Source organism: Chryseobacterium lacus (assembly GCF_003336205.1).
Lineage (GTDB): Bacteria > Bacteroidota > Bacteroidia > Flavobacteriales > Weeksellaceae > Chryseobacterium_A > Chryseobacterium_A lacus.
Genome location: NZ_QPIE01000007.1, coordinates 142,149 through 158,156 on the forward strand (window position 1 = coordinate 142,149; position 16,008 = coordinate 158,156).

Consider the following 16,008-nt stretch of genomic DNA (forward strand, 5'->3'; position numbering starts at 1 on the left):
AATTGTTAATATACTTGTTTCTGCACTTTCTCCCAATAGGGGTAAAGGACTTTGTAAAATTCTTTCATTGTTGTTGTATACCACGTAGTGATCTCATCCCAGGATCTTTCTTCACTGAACTTTCCTGGTAGGGCTTTATACTTCTCCAAAGGCATTTCATACTTAATCCTGGAAGCTTTCTTTCCTTCCAGTCTTTCCCATTCCAGACCGGGAAATCTGGCTTGTAACTGCTCATTAAAGGTGAACATAGAATCTATGTACTTCTTATCTGCATCATCCTGAAAATATAGTTCTACCCTGTAATTATTTTTCCCAATACAAAATGCAAACTTGCCTCTGCCTTTCCAGAATCCTGTACTGTAAAATGGTTGGGCACTTGTCCTGTCCAGATAATCCAGTCTCTCCTCTGTGAGTTTATTTTTTAATAAAGACCAGAATTGGATAAGTCTGGCTTCAGATTCTTCCAGATTTTTGCTTTTTGCCTGCTCTTCCTTTTCTTTTTCTTTTGCATCTATCATAAATTCCTTCGTCTCTGGTAGTGGTATAATTTGTTCTACCTGAAGGAATACTTCATCTCCCATGGAGTAGGGAGTAGCTCTGAAACATTGAACCTGGATGTCATGATTGAGCAGCCATAGAACTGTGGATGTAACCTCTTTTCTGTAATTATTGGCTACAAAAATAATACGCTGATCTTTTCTGTTAAGGAGAAGTTCTTCCTCTGATCTTTCAATAAAATCAAGCAGATTCTGTTTAGCATTTTCTCCATTGTGCCACCTGTCTAAGTATTGTTGGTAGATCTTAACTATCTGACTGGTGGTTAGGGTAGAGCAATAAGAAGCATACTTTAAAGCCTGCCATACTACATTTCTTCCTGTATCATCCAGCTTATTCTCAATAATAACCAAGCCACCATCTTTATCTATGGCCAGAAGGTCCAGTCTTTCCTGAGTGTCATTAAAACCATCAAATTCTTTTTGAATTATCAGGAGGTCCTCACCAAGCATCTCTGGATTTTTGGCTATCCATTCCTGCAGGTGCTCTCTTTCTTTTATAGCTAACTGCTTAAAGAGTCTCTCCTCAAGCTTAACTACATTATTGGTGCTTTTATCTATTTTATACATCCTAAGTTATTTTACACAAACATCTGCTGCAACAGCCCTTTTTTCCAAAGTTCTGTTTTGTTTATTTGCTGCTCAACTAAAGCTATTTTATCATCTAAGGCAGTTAGGAAATCTGCTATTTTCTCCTGTTCTTTTATAGAAGGTAAAGGTATTTTTATTTGTGAAAAATTCTCATAAAACAAATATTGCCTTACGCCTCCCTCAGCAATTCTTAACACCTGGTTGTTGAAGTTGTAAGATTTCAAGAATTTTAATAGAAACTCATCGTATAAGTTTTCAGATGTTTGAAAGCATACATATAAGGAACTAATAATGACTTCAGAGTTTCCTTTGTATAAACCAACAGATCCTACGTTAATTCTAGCCGGGTTGTATGCAAAGGTATTTTTGCCTACTATTTTATACATAGAAACATCGTATCCCTTTTCATTTGAATCTAATCCTTCGAATTGTTCTGATTGAGGTAGAAACCCTTCAACATTATTTACGGAATAAATCGGCAAATTAAGTCTATTTCTATTTTTTTTATCTGTCTTAAACGTCACATCCTTTAGAGTTTTTGCTTCCCACTCAGGAAAATCCTTACCTTCTTCATCTTTGAACCTCAGTTCCTGAGAAAAGATTTTCTGCGTCACTCCTTTTTTGTACTGCTCCAGGAGTTCCTTTTTCTTTTTTAGGAGGCTAATTTTTTCATCTACTGAAGTAAAGAAGTCTGCTATTTTTTGTTGTTCATTTTTATCAGAATGAATCGTGATGCTGCCTGATAATAAGAATTCACTTTCAGCAGTAATATATCTATCCCCAACTAACACTAATCCTCTCAAAAAATTATTGGTCCTGTTTAAATGTGAGAAATAGGAATCCAGATAATCAGCTGAAACATTATCAGCTACCTTGAAAGTGTAATATAGGGTGGAAAGGAGACCGTCTTTGCAGTTGTTCACTTTAAACAAGCCAAAAGGGTAACTTGCACTGATGCTCTTTCCATAGACAAAATCTTTATATCTACATTTCTTATAGGCTAGATGATTAACTTTATCATATGTGTCATTTAATAATCCCTTCCTGTCAACTATACCATGAATAGAGGATAATGAAAGAATATCATCTCTATTAAATTCTGCATCAAGATTAGATTCCGAATACCGCTTTAATATTTGATTGAGTTTTAATTTGATGAAATTGGAAGTAGAATCCTTAAACCTGATTTTTGGGATAGTCATATTAAAAAGGTTTAGGGATTTCTAATTCAGCACAGAAGCCTGCAACTTTTTTATCTACAACTGACATTTCCTTTTCCAGAGAGCTTAAATCACCTGCAATACTATTTATGTCTATATCCTCTTCTGATTCAAAGGTATCTACATACCTTGGAATATTCAGGTTATAATCATTCTCCTTTATTTCCTCAAGAGAAACATTCCTGCTGTATTTCTCAATTTCAGTTCTTGCTTTAAAAGTGTCATAGATTTTCTGGATATGCTCATCCTGAAGATAGTTCTGGGTTTTTATCTTCTCAAAATCATTACTGGCATCTATAAAGAGAATTGATTCCGGAGTTTCTCTGCACTTCTTAAATACTAGGATTGCAGTTGGAATACTGGTGCCATAAAACAGGTTTCCTGGCAGTCCAATTACAGCATCAAGGTAATTGCGGGTTTCTATTAGAAACTTCCTGATATGGCCTTCTGCACCTCCTCTGAAGAGTACTCCATGCGGTAATACAATAGCCATGGTACCATTCTCTGCCAGATGATAAATCATGTGCTGTACAAAGGCAAAATCTGCCTTACTGGAGGGGGCCAATCTTCCATAAGGTGCAAACCTTTCATCTGTACTCAGGATAGGGTTGGCAGACCATTTAGAAGAGAAGGGAGGATTGGCCACAATAGCTTCAAACTCCTGTCCCATATGCTGTGGGTGCTCCAGGGTATCTTCCTGTTTAATGTCAAACTTCCTGAAATGAACCCCATGCAGGATCATGTTCATCCGGGCTAAGTTATAGGTGGTTCTGTTGAGCTCCTGCCCATAAAAATCTCCAACCTGATCTTTTACTTCCCGGGCCACCCTGAGGAGTAGGGAACCACTTCCACAGGTAGGATCATAAACCGTTTTAAGTTTTGATTTTCCTGTAGTGACTATTTTAGCCAACAGCTTACTTACCTGTTGTGGCGTGTAAAATTCTCCAGCTTTTTTACCTGCCCCTGAAGCAAACTGACCTATCAGATATTCATAGGCATCACCCAGAACATCAAGCTCTGTTTCTTCCAGTTTAAAATCAATCTGATCTAAATGGAAAAGCACTTTTGAGATCAGTTCATTTCTCTGTGTAGGGGTTTTGCCCAGTTTGGAGTTGTTGAGGTCCATATCCTCAAACAGGTTATCAAAATCCTCTTCAGATTCTGTACCCATAGTGCTGAGCTGAATGTTGTTTAAAATCTTCTGGATCTCTTCTAAGATAAAAGTATCTCCACCCTTATCAGAGTTTCCTTTTTTAGTCACCTCACTGAACAGTTCAGAAGGTTTCAGGTAATAACCCAGGGCCTCAAGTGCTTCCTCTCTGATGGCTTCAAGATATTCCTTACCATCCTCACTGTTCTCATCAATGGATTTGTAGGAGATCTTATCTTCCTTCAGGATACTGGAGGCAAAGATGTCCATCTTCTCAGACAGGTATTTATAAAATATGAATCCCAGGATATAATCCCTGAACTCATCTGCATTCATTTTCCCTCTTAAAGTATTAGCGATATTCCAGAGCTGCTGCTCCAGTTGTTTCTTGTGTTCTTCTGACATTAAGGTTTAAATTATTCTATGATTATTATTGCTGATCTTCATGTTGCCAACAGTAACCACTGGAGTTATCTGTTAATCTTTTGCATTGTGTCCCTTTTTTGGTAGTGCCATTACATCTTTCCGCCATTACAACATCATCAAAGCAGTCACCTGTATCCCCTGTGATTTCCACAGTATATTCAGTTCCATTATCTAAAGTAAAAGAGGCCTCTCCAGAGGAGTTTAAAGACCCATCAGTAATCTCATCATCAAGATAACCTCCCCCAGGGAAGTTAATTTCGACTACTTCATTGTCCTGTACCTGCACGGTAAGCGTATAGGTAGATTCTTTTCCTGTATTAGGGTTGTAGTATCCAACCTCTGCACAGTATTTACCATTTGAGTAACCATCACCTGAATCTAGGGAACTGCTGATTCCCAGGACAGAAATATTGCTCCCACTACCTTCAGACTTAGAACATGAGTAAAAAAGGGTAAGAGTAAAAACTAAGAGGAGAATTCTTTGCATTTCATCTTGGAACTTGTGTTTCCCAAATATAGCAAAATTTTGGATTTAGTTTGTGTGTAACTTTATGATTCTTTAACTTTAGGAATTCAACTTAATTGCAGGTTAATTAAAACTGTTGATATTTCCACTTAATTCCACCATATTTTGAATCTACCTTACAGCTCAGCAGTACCCATTAATCTTTTAGCCTCCTGCTTTAACAGCACATCTGCCACTTATAAGTTTTACTGGTTACTGGCTATTCTTGATGCTGCAGAAGAGGGTAAGAGGGAGGTAAGTAAGAAGGAACTTTTTGCCAGGATGCTCTCTACATCATGGTATACAGTGAATTATTTTAATATCTCCTTTGGATTTCAGGATTTAATCCAAAAAGCAGTACAGGAGATAAAAGAACTGGAGGATATCAGGATAGATGCAGACAGAAGTCTGATCTTTCAGAAACTGAGTAATCCAACCTCTGCTAAAACTGAAGTTCTACTAAAGCACTTTGATAAGAATGTGCCTCACTGGTTTCTGAGTCCATGGTATCCAGGTAGAAACAAGCAAGACATCTATATCTTATCCCAGGAGAACTCCCATTCTCCTTTATATGCCCTCTACAGAGATAAAATAATAATAAATTCAGACTGGGTTGAATATCTTCAGAAGAACAGCAGGATCATCAGGGATTTTATATACTGGAATTTAGCCATGTTTTTACAGATCAGAAACCCCAATGTGCCTGATATTCCCAATAAACTCATTAAGCCAGCCACAAGAAGTACATTGCTTAACCAAAGGAAATTCTGGGATATGATCCTGGATGAGGTAGGTTCACTGGAGTGCATTTACACAGGAAAAAAGCTGACTAAGGGTAATTATCATGTGGAGCACTTTGTACCCTACAGCTTTGTATCTCATAACCAGATATGGAACCTCATTCCTGGAGACATCTGTTTTAACCTTTCAAAGAGTAACAAACTTCCTGTGATGGATAGGTACTTTGAGGGTTTCTTTAATCTCCAGAAACTGGCTCTGGATGTTTACCTGGATAAGAAGCCCCAGGAAAAACTGCTGCAGGAATATTTTTATATAGATAAGAACTTTGCAGAGGGTATAGACAGGGATAAGTTCTTTCAGGTCATTAATCCCCTGATTACCATAGCAAGTAACAATGGCTTTAACTTCTATACAGAAAAACCATGCTAGATCACTGTCCTTTCTGTCTTGATCATCTGGATAGAACCATTATTCTGGAAAATGAAAACTGTTATGCCATTTATGATGGGTTTCCCGTGAGCAAAGGGCATGTACTTATAATTTCCAAGAGACATACAGCCAACTTTTTTGAACTTTCATCTTTGGAGCAGCAGGACTGTTTAGGCCTGCTTAATGAGGCTAAAAAGCTTGTTGACAGGGAATATTCCCCTGATGGGTATAATGTAGGAATAAACATTAGCAGGGAAGCAGGACAGACCATTTGGCATGTGCATGTACATTTAATACCAAGATATGAAGGGGATGTGATTAATGCACGTGGGGGAGTGAGGGGAGTGATTCCCCATAAAAAAGAATACTGATGAATATCAGTTCTATAGGTGACTAATTTTTCTCTAACTTTATAAAAAAACAAAGATGAAAAAATTTATGATCTGTGCTGCACTTTTCTTTGCAGCAGTTTTTCAGGCTCAAACATGTAGTGAACTGGTTCAGTATGCCAAGTCAGAAGACCCTTACCCTGACAGAGTAACTCCAGTTGGTTCTTCAATGCTGGCCAAAGCTGAATTTTATGAGGTAGATGGAGGAGGAGGATTAGTAATAGCCTATATTAAACAGAATGATTATGACTTCAGTGGAAAGCCATATATCTTTTGTGGAATAAGTTCCCAAAGATGGTCCAAATTCAAATCTGAGGGGCTGTATGGTGGCAGTTATGGTAAGGCATTTCATGCTTATATTATGGACTATACCTGTAACTGCAGATAAGTCCTCGCTAATTATAAGGAGTAGAATGGAAAATGTGCTATGATTTGTAGCAGCTTTTATTCTTTCTTTTTATCTGAAATATCTCAACTTTACTGCATGAAACTTATAGCAGTAATACAGGAGGGTATTCTCCCTGATGGATGACTTTATCATTGTGAAATTCAGAGCAGACAAAAATTCCCAGCATTTCCAGGTATTTCTTGAAAATCCCTATGGGAAACGTATCAGGAAGTTTGAGGAATGGCTGCTGGATATAAAGTTCAGAAGTGTAGTTATGAAGGATCTGGAAGGTAATAAGACCTATGATACACAGCTTTTTTCTGAAATAGCTGTGGGAGTGTCAGAGATGATGAAGAAAAGTTATAAGTAGGCTAAAACCTGGTTCCACCTTTAATTAATTCATCTACCACCCCCTTAACATGCAGCTCAGTGAGTTCAGGAAGGGAAGCAACCTGGTATGCATCCTTAAGGTGAATCATGATCTCCTCATCATAGAGTGCGGACAGGTATACATAGAGTTTTCTCCTCTCTTCATCATCAAAATAATATTCATTAAAATTAAAGATGGTACCCGCAGCATCTTCCCATTTTTCCTTGAAGTAGCCATCAAATTCTATCCCTTTGTCTATTGCTTCAGACTGGATAAGACCAACGGCATCTCTCCAGTAGGATTCCATATCAGTAGGGTCATCAATCAAGTGATTCACTAAAATATCCTTGATGCTCATGTGAATAGTGTTTGAGGCAGTTTATCAGGTTCAAGGTTCACTGCTACAAGCTGTGGATCATAATTTGGGAAGGTAAACTCTTCAATAGGTTCATCATTTAGGAATCTGTCAGCCATGGTAGAATTCAGGCATACAGGCATTCTCAGCTTGGAATTATGGATAATGGACATCAGTTCATTTGAACCTGTTGTTACCAGTCCAAAACCTATCTCCTTGTTATCCCAGACATCAAAGAAACCTGCTATATAGAACTGGTTTTCATCCTTCCATTGCATCCTGTGCTTGACCTTTATTGGGGTCTTTTTACCTGGATTGGTGACGTGCATCCAGTCATAAAACCCACTTACAGGGATTACACACCTGTTATGTTCCACAGTTCTGTAGAAGGTATGGGTTTTCTCTGCAGTCAGGTTAATTCCCTGAGCAGGTTTATCCTTGGGAATCTCTTTTTTAAGCCCCCAGGTTCCATGCGTAATCTTCCTGCCCTGATAATCCAGTACAATGGGAATAGCAGGTCTCTGAAAAGCATTAATCTCTTTTGCAAACTGATAATTATTTTCCACTATTTCAGCTCTTAATCTCTCTGCAGCTTCCTCAATTGAGATTCCTTCATTATCCACTCTGTTACACATTTTTTAAATTTTGAACAAATATGAAAAATTTATTCCACTATAGATACAACTGGTAATCTCTCTTCATGGCTATTAAGTAGATTAAGAAATAAAATCTGGTTTCTTAGTAATTTGAAGGTATTTATTTATAATTTAGTACACACTTCAGAGAGCTTGTAATCTCTCTTCATGAGTAATATAATATTTCTGAACTATTTTTTTAAAAACCACACAATGGAGAACTGTGAAACTATAAGACTGGAATTCTATACAGAAAGTCATTCTGCACACTTTGAAGTACCAGAGAACTTCAATACCCACACAGATGTTTTCAGGAAGATGGCTCAGTTTATTGGAGATGATCACCATTTTGTGAAGAATCTTCCAGATACCCACCTTACTACTCTTGAAAAGCTGGAGATTCTGTGTAAGGTAGCAAGAGAACATATATTTGAGCAGTCTGAATATGAAGAGGACTATAAGGAGGTTAAGGTATTCAGTAAGAATGAAAAGGTGACCTTTGGAGAAGCTTCTTTTAACACCACCTTGTATGATGAAATTAGGTTTTTTTCTAATCAGTTTTTCAAAGTTAGGAATGGTCTTAAATACGGACTTTTGGACTCCAATTCTCAAGAGATATTACCTTTGGAACAGGATGACATCTTTAAAATAAGTAAAAATTATATCTGTTGCAGGAGAGAAGGACTCTCCTATATTTACACATTGGAGGGAGTGGAAGTGATGGGAAATCTAGATGGAGTGACAGAGACTACCTGTGGTCCTCTTGAGCCAGGGCCAGATTACTTCTGGGTTAAAAAAGAAGGGAAATGGGGACTAATAGACCAGCATCTTAATTTTATCATCCCCTGCAGATTGGATTATGATACCTGTAACCTGGTGTCAAACTTTGGAAGTAATTTTTATGTAAAAGTGGAAAAGGATGGAAAAGCTGGGATGATCAATGGGCTTCTTAATATTGACATCATTCCTCTTGATGAGGATATAGAAGATATTATGTATGTCCGTGGCCAGAAATACCTCATTACTAAAAAGGGTGATCTTCCTGATTTTTCTTTACACATTCTGGAGGCACATAAAATAGAAAAACAGATTAGAGATCAGAACTGATTTTTTTAAAAAATTTTTTGAACTGGGGAAATGATACAGATGCAGATCAATCTCAAAATACCCCCACCCCTTTTTTAAAAAGTAAAAATCCCCCCCTCCTGAAGGGAAATTCTTTAGGTTTTCAAGCCTGATAATTATATCATATTCACCACATGTTCTTTTCCATTCAGTAGGGAGATCCAAGTCCTTACAGAATCTCCTTTGCACCTCATCTTCTCTTCAGCACTTAAATCCTGTAATCATTTTTCATCCCTTGAGAGAGCCTTGAGGGTTCTCATTTCTGTCCTTAGTGCTTCGCACTAACACCACAAATTCCCACCAACCCTCACCATTTTTTAGTAACTCAAAAATTTATTTATTATGAAAAAACATTTTAAGGGATTTGTAGCTAAAGTAGAGCTATTAAAATCTCAAAGAGCAACAGAAGACATCAATGGACTGATGCCAGTCATCTTGTTGGGTATTGGAGGTGAAATGCCATCCAGAAATGTCATTAGTGGAACAGTAGCAGAGAGTATGAATTTAGAACCTGGAGCTGTTTATCTGTTCAATGCTAAAGAGCAGGATTCAGACCCTGTGTATGGGAGAAGATTCAGATTTATGACTTTATCTCAAGAATTAGGACCTGTAGAGACTTTACAGGCTTGTCAGTTTGTAGGGGATCTTAAGATTGTAGATGTAGAATCTCCAATGGTTCCTGAAGAAGACTTTGATGAAGTCCTCACAGAAAAATAGTGTATTGTCTCCCAGAAATGGGGGACTTTTTTTATCTCAAACCAACCCGTTTTTTTCCAAAGCTATATATAGTTTTTGGAGAAAACCAGGCTAAAGAACTTTTGTAAAATGAATCAGACATTAAATGAAATTCAGGTGTCCTATAGTACACCTCAGACTACAAAGCCACAAATCAAATCTTCTCTTCAGGTCTATGAAATGGTTAAGAAGCATTGGAATCCAAACCATCTTGAACTCCATGAGGAATTCAAAGTTATTTTTCTCAATCAAGGTAATAGGGTTTTAGGGATTTATGACCTGGCAAAAGGTGGAATTAGTCAGTGTACAGTAGATGTACGACTAATCTTTAGTATTGCATTAAAAGTAAACTCTTCAGGAATTATGTTAGTTCATAATCATCCCAGTGGAAACCTTACTCCAAGTGCACCAGATACTGCTATTACGAAAAACATTAGGGAAATTGGGGTCTTAATGAACATTAAATTATTAGATCACCTGATAATAACCAAAGAAAATTATTATAGTTTTGCTGATCACGGTGATCTGTAAGCAGATGAAAACCCCAAGATTTATTAAATTTACCTGTCAGTCATATATGGCAGATATTTTAAAATAGCTTTTATGGATTACACTAAATTTATTGATGATGCCCTTATTGCGAGGGGAGACATGTATTTTAACATGAAGAGTTATAGTATGGCCAAGAGTTGTTATGAACAGGCCCTAGCTAAATTAAGGAGATATAATGGAGACAGAAGTCATCCTGCTCACACAGCTCAGTATTTACAGAAAAGAATTAGGGAGTGCAGTGGGAGATAATGAATACCTCATTCTATAGCTCTAGAGAGAGCTCTTCCACATTAAAAAAATACTCACAGGAACTTCTAAAGCTTCTGCAAGTCTGTACATGTTGAAAATATTGGTAGGGTCTATCTCACCAGCCATTGTTCCTACTAAATCACAGTTTCACTTAGAGTATAACATATGAGAACATTTACTCCATAATTAAATAAACAAAATTCAACACAATTATTATGAAAAAATTTATCACATTTATTACGCTTTTGGCTGTGACCCTAGCCTATAGTCAAACTCTGAATCAACTTAATATTAAATATGGAGTCAGTAAGTTCAAACTTGAATCTAGTAAATCCCTCTATCTTTCAGATTTGTTATACAAATTTGGAGATAATGTACAATACTATTCCTATATTAAAGGAGATATTAAGGAGATTTTAGGATATGACGTAAAAGACATACATTTAGGTTACTACAATAATAAATTATATTATATAGGTTTTGTTTTTGAAGAAAATTTTCATCACACTGACATTGTGTATAATAAACTAAAAAATTTGTACGGACCCGAAACCTCATATGATTCAAATTATAAAAGTGGACCACTTGATATGAAATGGTCCTACCAGTGGCACTCAGCAAAAGTTACCTTAAGCTATGAAGAAAGGTCCGATGGAACCATAACAGTATGGATGATATCTAATATATTAGAAAAAATGATTCATGAATCAGAGTTTTAGAATTAAATAATCATGAATCTAAGTTGTTGTCTATAACAACAATAATACTTTTTAATAGCTTAACCACTAACAACAAAGTGGATTTTAATACCTCTACTCATTTTGAGAAACAGCTTATAACCTTTCCAGCTTGGAGAGCAATATGAAAATTGGGAGTTTAATCTGGAATATTTAACTGATGAACGAATAGAAGGTTTTGACAGTTATTATTACCTATCTAAAGTCCAATTTCTTTCTATAGTTCCCACAAAAGTTGAACTGATCTTTTCCTTAGATATTTTGGAAATAGTTATTATGACTATGCAATTTCATTCACGGAGAGAAAAAAAGTGCTTCATAAAAACTCTAAAAAAAGACTTTGAAAGCAAAAACCAAATAGAAAAAGAAGGAAAAGTAATTGAAGTATTTTATCTTGATGAGAATACAGAAATTTGGATGATCCAATATAACACAACCAATATGATAGAAATATCATATGGACCGATTAAATATATAAGAAAAAAAAAAATAATCATTATAAATTTCCCTATTATGATAGTAAATTTTCTTATACTTGTTGTATAAGTGGACATTATTTAAAATAAAAGGCACACTTTTAGGCATACGTTCTTACATGTTATCAGATAAAACATTAATTATTAACCTCTTAAGAGAGTGGGTGAGAGTCGTGTCCCCGCTACTAAGCAAAGAGAATCATTTTGGTTCTCTTTTTTGTTTTTATTAAATTTTCGGCATTATTTTATTTCTATGGCAGATCTTCCGGGTAAAGCGATTCATGATTTTTATTTTCAAGAGAATAAAAAAAGGCTTTTTGTTCATGACCGTTTCGGGCCGAAAGTGGAAATGCCGGTTTCAACATATTTTCGCAATGCTACCAGAATGCCTCAGTTGGAGCGTATCGCGCTCGACAGGTGTTCAGGAAATATTTTGGACATTGGTGCCGGAGCCGGAACACATTCGCTGGAACTTCAGAATCGTGGTTTTCAAGGTACTGCGCTGGAAATTTCTCCAAAAGCTTGTGAAGTCATCGCCGCCAAGGGAGTTGAAAATGTGGTTTGTGAAGATTTTTTTAAATTCGAAGAAAAGCAGTTTGATACACTGCTTTTACTGATGAACGGTATCGGAATTTGCGCTACTGTAGAGGGCTTTAGCACTTTTCTGAAGAAAGCAAAATCACTGCTGAAACCGGACGGAAAAATCGTATTCGATTCCTGCGATGTCGCTTATATGTATGAAGATATTCCTTTTCCCGAACAATATTACGGCGAAGTGGAATGCCGCTACGAATATCAGGGCGAATTTACAGACTGGTTCGGATGGCTTTATATTGATCAACACACCATGAAATCTGTTGCTGAGGAAGAAGGTTGGATTTCAGAAATTGTTTTCGAGGACGACCGAAATCAATATTTAGCAGAACTTTATTTGGGTAAATAATTTAAACACTGATTACCAAATAATTGCGCATTATAGCTAATATCCCTATAAAAGTAGTTGTCTAATTCAAAATAATAATTACATTTGTATCACTATTAGATAAACGCATTTCTTTATATTGGTTGATAACATAAGAAATATGAGATAAACAATTGCTGATCTTCAAAATCTTTAAGTTTCCCAAAATCTGAATTATGGCTTTTTCTGAAATACATGTTTCCTTTCTGAAACCGAGTTTTTTGACGAAAATCCGTACAAAACTTCTTCCGTTTTTATCTTTTCTAGTAATTCGCGGTCTTGCCTAGAAATGTGACGAGATCGTTGGAATTAAATTACCAAAATCAGCAAAAGTCCGATATTGTCTGTGAAAAGCAAGAATAAGATGCTGTTTCTCATCCTGCTGTTTCTTTGCTTGATCCCAGTACTTTTGCCACTCAACCTGCTTCCCATTGGGGTCAATAAACTTAATTGGATTCTGATACGGATTAAGATTTCCCCAAAAGTATACTCCACCATTATGTTGTCCGTCTCCATAGAACTCGGTTTCCATGACAGGATTCCATATCGCCAGCGAATCTACCCCATACCAAATACTTAACCTCGGGTTGTAATACCGTGCTCCGTAGTAATATAAATCTGTTTCAACGTCTAATTCCTTAGCATTAAACTTATACGGGTTCTCATACTCACCGGGCAGGTTCTGCTCCGCCATGGTCTCCCCGAACGGTAAATTTAAGAAAAATTGCGATGTGTCTCCATTAGAATTGGTAACATACTTGGCCGTGCCCAAATGATCGGTATGCAGATAATACAGGCCGGGAGAAACCGGAGCTTTCGCAAACTCTTTTTCTACCTTTTCCGTAAGCCCGGCCTTTTCCAGATAGCGTTTCAGGTCGGCCTTGGGATCAACAATGGTATTTTTGCCGGCCTTCTGCGGCCTTGAGGTTTGGTCGAAGATACTTGGATCTGCTTCCAGCCAGCTGGCAAAGCGGGTGATGGCTCAAAGTCGGGAGACTTTGAGCTACTCCCGCACCTCCAGATTAACCAGCGATCAGCAAATTTGTATATAAGCGAATTCGCAAATCAACCATTACTAAACAATTAACTGATTAACCAGAAATCCGCTGTATCACCCTTTCTCTCCTCCCTTCATCTCCCTCAATTCCCTTTTCAGCTCCATGAACATTTCCCGGATATTTTGTTCAGCAAATTCCTCCGCTTCATACTCCGTAGTGCTGATGCTGCAGGCAAACTCCCATATTTCATAAATATCAGACAAGGGAATCTGGTAAGGTTCGTAGAAACGGTTGTCCGACTGTACGCAGACGGCCTCGCCTTCATGAAACTGAAACCGCTTATAGACGATGCCATCGGTAGTGATGAAGACATAGGTTTTGCCCGTTTTCAGATCGGAAAGATGCTCCACGAACCTCCCTACAATGTAAGTACCGTCTTTATATGGAGGCATGGAATCGCCTTTCGCCGGAAAAGCCCTGTATTTCCCGTTCCGTAAAAAAGGGAGAGAGAGGGTCTGAAGGCTTTCAATATACTCCGGACTGGCATAGCCGGAGAGATACCCCATAAAGGTTTTTTCCGGAATAATCTCGATCTTATTGTCTCCGTCGGCATTCACAGCCACGGGCAGAAGGATGCGGTTGTCAGCGACTTTCATCATCTTTTCCGGAGCATATTTGCGGACGTCCACACTTACCAGAACATCAATGCTCAGATGAAAATATTGGGACATTCTGATCAGCAGATCAATAGGCGGCTCGGAAGTGCCATCTTCATATTTTACATACCGGCTTCTGGTGATATTCAGGTCATCCGCCAGTTTCTGTTGAGAGATGTTTTTACGGGCTCTCAAAACCCTGATGTTATCGGAGAAAATTGACATTGTTACAAATTAGAACAACAAATATACGTTAAATTGTTTCAAATCGTACTAAGTTTGTGCATTAACAAAAGTGAGTGAATGAGTGAATAAGTGAGCAGCTAACAGCAAATCCGTAATCAGCCATCAGCCACAGCCATGAGCAAATTTATCTGCAAAAACCACCCCGTCATCCTCCTTCGTCGGACGCCACCCCTCCAGAGGAGGGGAATATTTCGGTCGCCTTTGTGCACCAGGGAAACATTTATTCTTTCAAACGATTAACCAATTAACCGATTAACCAGCGATCAGCAAATTCGCAAATCAGCAAATTCGCACATTCACTAAACAATTAACCAATAACCGATTAAACATCAACCCAATGAACCGTGCCATCGTACATATGGATTTAGATACTTTTTTCGTTTCGTGCGAAAGAGTCCGGCATTCAGAACTCATCGGCAAACCCGTCATAATCGGCGGAGGTGACCGTGGGGTAGTGGCTTCATGCTCTTATGAAACCCGGTATTTCGGGGTACGCTCTGCCATGCCCATGAAAATGGCACTCAGGCTGTGCCCTGAAGCACGGGTCATTCGCGGAGATATGGATTGGTACACCAAAATGTCACATGAAGTAACGGAAATCATTCAGGAAAAAGTTCCCGTCATGGAAAAAGCCAGTGTAGATGAGTTTTATCTGGACTTATCGGGGATGGATCAGTTTTTTGGTTGCTACCAATGGACCCGGGAAATTGCTCGCTCAGTGATGAAAAATACGGGGCTGCCCATCAGTTTTGCCCTCTCTGGAAATAAAACAGTGTCTAAGATCGGAACGGGTGAAGCCAAACCTGTAGGACAGCTCGAGATCAGGGAAGACCTCGTGCAGCCTTTTCTCAATCCGTTATCCGTACGAAAAATTCCTATGGTGGGGAATGCCACGTTTCAATTGCTTTCGCGCATCGGCGTGCGAAAAATTCAGACGCTTTCCGAAATGCCGGTAGAGGTCTTGCAGAAGCTGATCGGAAAAAACGGAACCGAACTTTGGAAGAAAGCCAATGGAATAGACGATTCGCCGGTGACGCAATATGCAGAAAGAAAATCCATTTCCACCGAGCACACGTTTTCAGAAGATACCATGGATGTGGAAAATATGCAGAGCCTTCTTTCCGGAATGGTAGAGCAGTTGTGTTTCCAGCTGAGAAAAGAAAAATGGCTCGCCTCCGTCGTCACCGTGAAAATCCGTTACGCCAATTTTGATACCGAAACAAAACAGATGAAAATTCCCTATACTGCCGTTGACCATACCATTTCAAGGTATGTACAGGAATTATTTAAAAAACTCTATACCCGCAGAATGCGCCTTAGGATGGTAGGAGTGAAATGCTCCGGATTAGTGCATGGCCAGCACCAGATGAATCTTTTTGAAGATACAGAAGAACTCATCAGCCTCTATCAGGCGATGGACAGAATGAAAATGCGCTTCGGAAAAGACGCCGTGAGAAGAGCCGGCGGAATTCCCTAAAAATCCGCACATCTATGGCTCTGTCTCCTGCCTCTTGCCTATC

Annotated in this window: 19 protein-coding genes; 11 read left to right on the forward strand and 8 right to left on the reverse strand. The window is 38.1% G+C overall.

Going from position 1 to position 16,008, the window contains the following annotated elements:
* Window positions 1-5: 5 nt before the first annotated feature.
* From DQ356_RS10250 to DQ356_RS10265, 4 genes are read right to left on the reverse strand one after another with little or no spacing between them, the layout of a single operon-like run.
* Window positions 6-1,124 carry a DUF4268 domain-containing protein gene (locus DQ356_RS10250; protein ID WP_114304400.1) on the reverse strand — a complete coding sequence of 373 codons (1,119 nt, stop codon included), beginning with the start codon at window positions 1,122-1,124 and terminating at the stop codon, window positions 6-8.
* A gap of 11 nt (window positions 1,125-1,135) precedes the next feature.
* Window positions 1,136-2,347, reverse strand: coding sequence for a restriction endonuclease subunit S (locus DQ356_RS10255; protein WP_114304401.1), 1,212 nt, complete (start codon window positions 2,345-2,347; stop codon window positions 1,136-1,138).
* A gap of 1 nt (window position 2,348) precedes the next feature.
* Complete coding sequence (locus DQ356_RS10260; protein ID WP_114304402.1) at window positions 2,349-3,920, reverse strand: type I restriction-modification system subunit M; 1,572 nt, start codon at window positions 3,918-3,920, stop codon at window positions 2,349-2,351.
* A 25-nt stretch (window positions 3,921-3,945) separates the two neighbouring features.
* A complete protein-coding gene (locus tag DQ356_RS10265) occupies window positions 3,946-4,428 on the reverse strand; it encodes a hypothetical protein (protein WP_114304403.1) in 483 nt (160 codons plus the stop codon).
* 144 nt (window positions 4,429-4,572) lie between these two features.
* Here DQ356_RS10265 and DQ356_RS10270 point away from each other — a divergent pair, with 144 nt between their 5' ends.
* The 4 genes from DQ356_RS10270 to DQ356_RS10285 all read left to right on the forward strand — a co-directional run bounded on the left by DQ356_RS10270 (window position 4,573) and on the right by DQ356_RS10285 (window position 6,763).
* The gene (locus DQ356_RS10270) at window positions 4,573-5,616 is read left to right on the forward strand and encodes an HNH endonuclease domain-containing protein (protein WP_114304404.1); all 1,044 of its coding nucleotides are present in this window, start codon (window positions 4,573-4,575) and stop codon (window positions 5,614-5,616) included.
* Entirely contained in the window at window positions 5,610-5,987 is a 378-nt protein-coding gene (locus tag DQ356_RS10275; RefSeq protein ID WP_114304405.1) for an HIT family protein, read from the forward strand. The genes DQ356_RS10270 and DQ356_RS10275 overlap by 7 nt, the downstream gene beginning before the upstream one ends.
* Window positions 5,988-6,042: 55 nt before the next feature.
* Window positions 6,043-6,393 carry a hypothetical protein gene (locus DQ356_RS10280; protein ID WP_114304406.1) on the forward strand — a complete coding sequence of 117 codons (351 nt, stop codon included), beginning with the start codon at window positions 6,043-6,045 and terminating at the stop codon, window positions 6,391-6,393.
* A gap of 136 nt (window positions 6,394-6,529) precedes the next feature.
* A complete protein-coding gene (locus DQ356_RS10285; protein WP_114304407.1) occupies window positions 6,530-6,763 on the forward strand; it encodes a hypothetical protein in 234 nt (77 codons plus the stop codon).
* Between the two features lies 1 nt (window position 6,764).
* Here the strand turns inward: DQ356_RS10285 and DQ356_RS10290 are convergent, their stop codons facing one another.
* Window positions 6,765-7,121 carry a hypothetical protein gene (locus DQ356_RS10290; RefSeq protein ID WP_114304408.1) on the reverse strand — a complete coding sequence of 119 codons (357 nt, stop codon included), beginning with the start codon at window positions 7,119-7,121 and terminating at the stop codon, window positions 6,765-6,767.
* Window positions 7,118-7,741: an SOS response-associated peptidase family protein gene (locus DQ356_RS10295; RefSeq protein ID WP_166413105.1), complete on the reverse strand. Its 624-nt coding sequence runs from the start codon at window positions 7,739-7,741 to the stop codon at window positions 7,118-7,120. Before DQ356_RS10295 ends, DQ356_RS10290 begins: the two co-directional genes overlap by 4 nt.
* A 225-nt stretch (window positions 7,742-7,966) precedes the next feature.
* Here DQ356_RS10295 and DQ356_RS10300 point away from each other — a divergent pair, with 225 nt between their 5' ends.
* The 6 genes from DQ356_RS10300 to DQ356_RS10330 all read left to right on the forward strand — a co-directional run bounded on the left by DQ356_RS10300 (window position 7,967) and on the right by DQ356_RS10330 (window position 12,570).
* Window positions 7,967-8,860, forward strand: coding sequence for a WG repeat-containing protein (locus tag DQ356_RS10300; RefSeq protein WP_166413107.1), 894 nt, complete (start codon window positions 7,967-7,969; stop codon window positions 8,858-8,860).
* A 360-nt stretch (window positions 8,861-9,220) separates the two neighbouring features.
* Window positions 9,221-9,595 carry a hypothetical protein gene (locus DQ356_RS10305; protein ID WP_114304411.1) on the forward strand — a complete coding sequence of 125 codons (375 nt, stop codon included), beginning with the start codon at window positions 9,221-9,223 and terminating at the stop codon, window positions 9,593-9,595.
* Window positions 9,596-9,703: 108 nt separating this feature from the next.
* Complete coding sequence (locus DQ356_RS10310) at window positions 9,704-10,144, forward strand: JAB domain-containing protein (RefSeq protein ID WP_114304412.1); 441 nt, start codon at window positions 9,704-9,706, stop codon at window positions 10,142-10,144.
* A gap of 72 nt (window positions 10,145-10,216) precedes the next feature.
* Window positions 10,217-10,414 carry a hypothetical protein gene (locus tag DQ356_RS10315; RefSeq protein WP_114304413.1) on the forward strand — a complete coding sequence of 66 codons (198 nt, stop codon included), beginning with the start codon at window positions 10,217-10,219 and terminating at the stop codon, window positions 10,412-10,414.
* A gap of 215 nt (window positions 10,415-10,629) precedes the next feature.
* On the forward strand, window positions 10,630-11,133 hold the full coding sequence (locus DQ356_RS10320) for a hypothetical protein (RefSeq protein WP_114304414.1): 504 nt from the start codon (window positions 10,630-10,632) through the stop codon (window positions 11,131-11,133).
* Between the two features lie 747 nt (window positions 11,134-11,880).
* On the forward strand, window positions 11,881-12,570 hold the full coding sequence (locus DQ356_RS10330) for a class I SAM-dependent methyltransferase (RefSeq protein WP_114304416.1): 690 nt from the start codon (window positions 11,881-11,883) through the stop codon (window positions 12,568-12,570).
* Between the two features lie 301 nt (window positions 12,571-12,871).
* On the opposite strand, the gene DQ356_RS10335 is transcribed toward DQ356_RS10330, so the two are convergent.
* Both DQ356_RS10335 and DQ356_RS10340 read right to left on the reverse strand, forming a co-directional pair.
* Window positions 12,872-13,360, reverse strand: coding sequence for an RHS repeat domain-containing protein (locus DQ356_RS10335; protein ID WP_147267618.1), 489 nt, complete (start codon window positions 13,358-13,360; stop codon window positions 12,872-12,874).
* A 339-nt stretch (window positions 13,361-13,699) separates the two neighbouring features.
* Window positions 13,700-14,467 (reverse strand): LexA family transcriptional regulator, encoded by a 768-nt coding sequence (locus DQ356_RS10340; protein ID WP_114304418.1) that lies wholly within the window; start codon window positions 14,465-14,467, stop codon window positions 13,700-13,702.
* 358 nt (window positions 14,468-14,825) lie between these two features.
* Here DQ356_RS10340 and dinB point away from each other — a divergent pair, with 358 nt between their 5' ends.
* Window positions 14,826-15,965: a DNA polymerase IV gene (gene dinB / locus DQ356_RS10345; RefSeq protein ID WP_114304419.1), complete on the forward strand. Its 1,140-nt coding sequence runs from the start codon at window positions 14,826-14,828 to the stop codon at window positions 15,963-15,965.
* Window positions 15,966-16,008 lie beyond the last annotated feature (43 nt).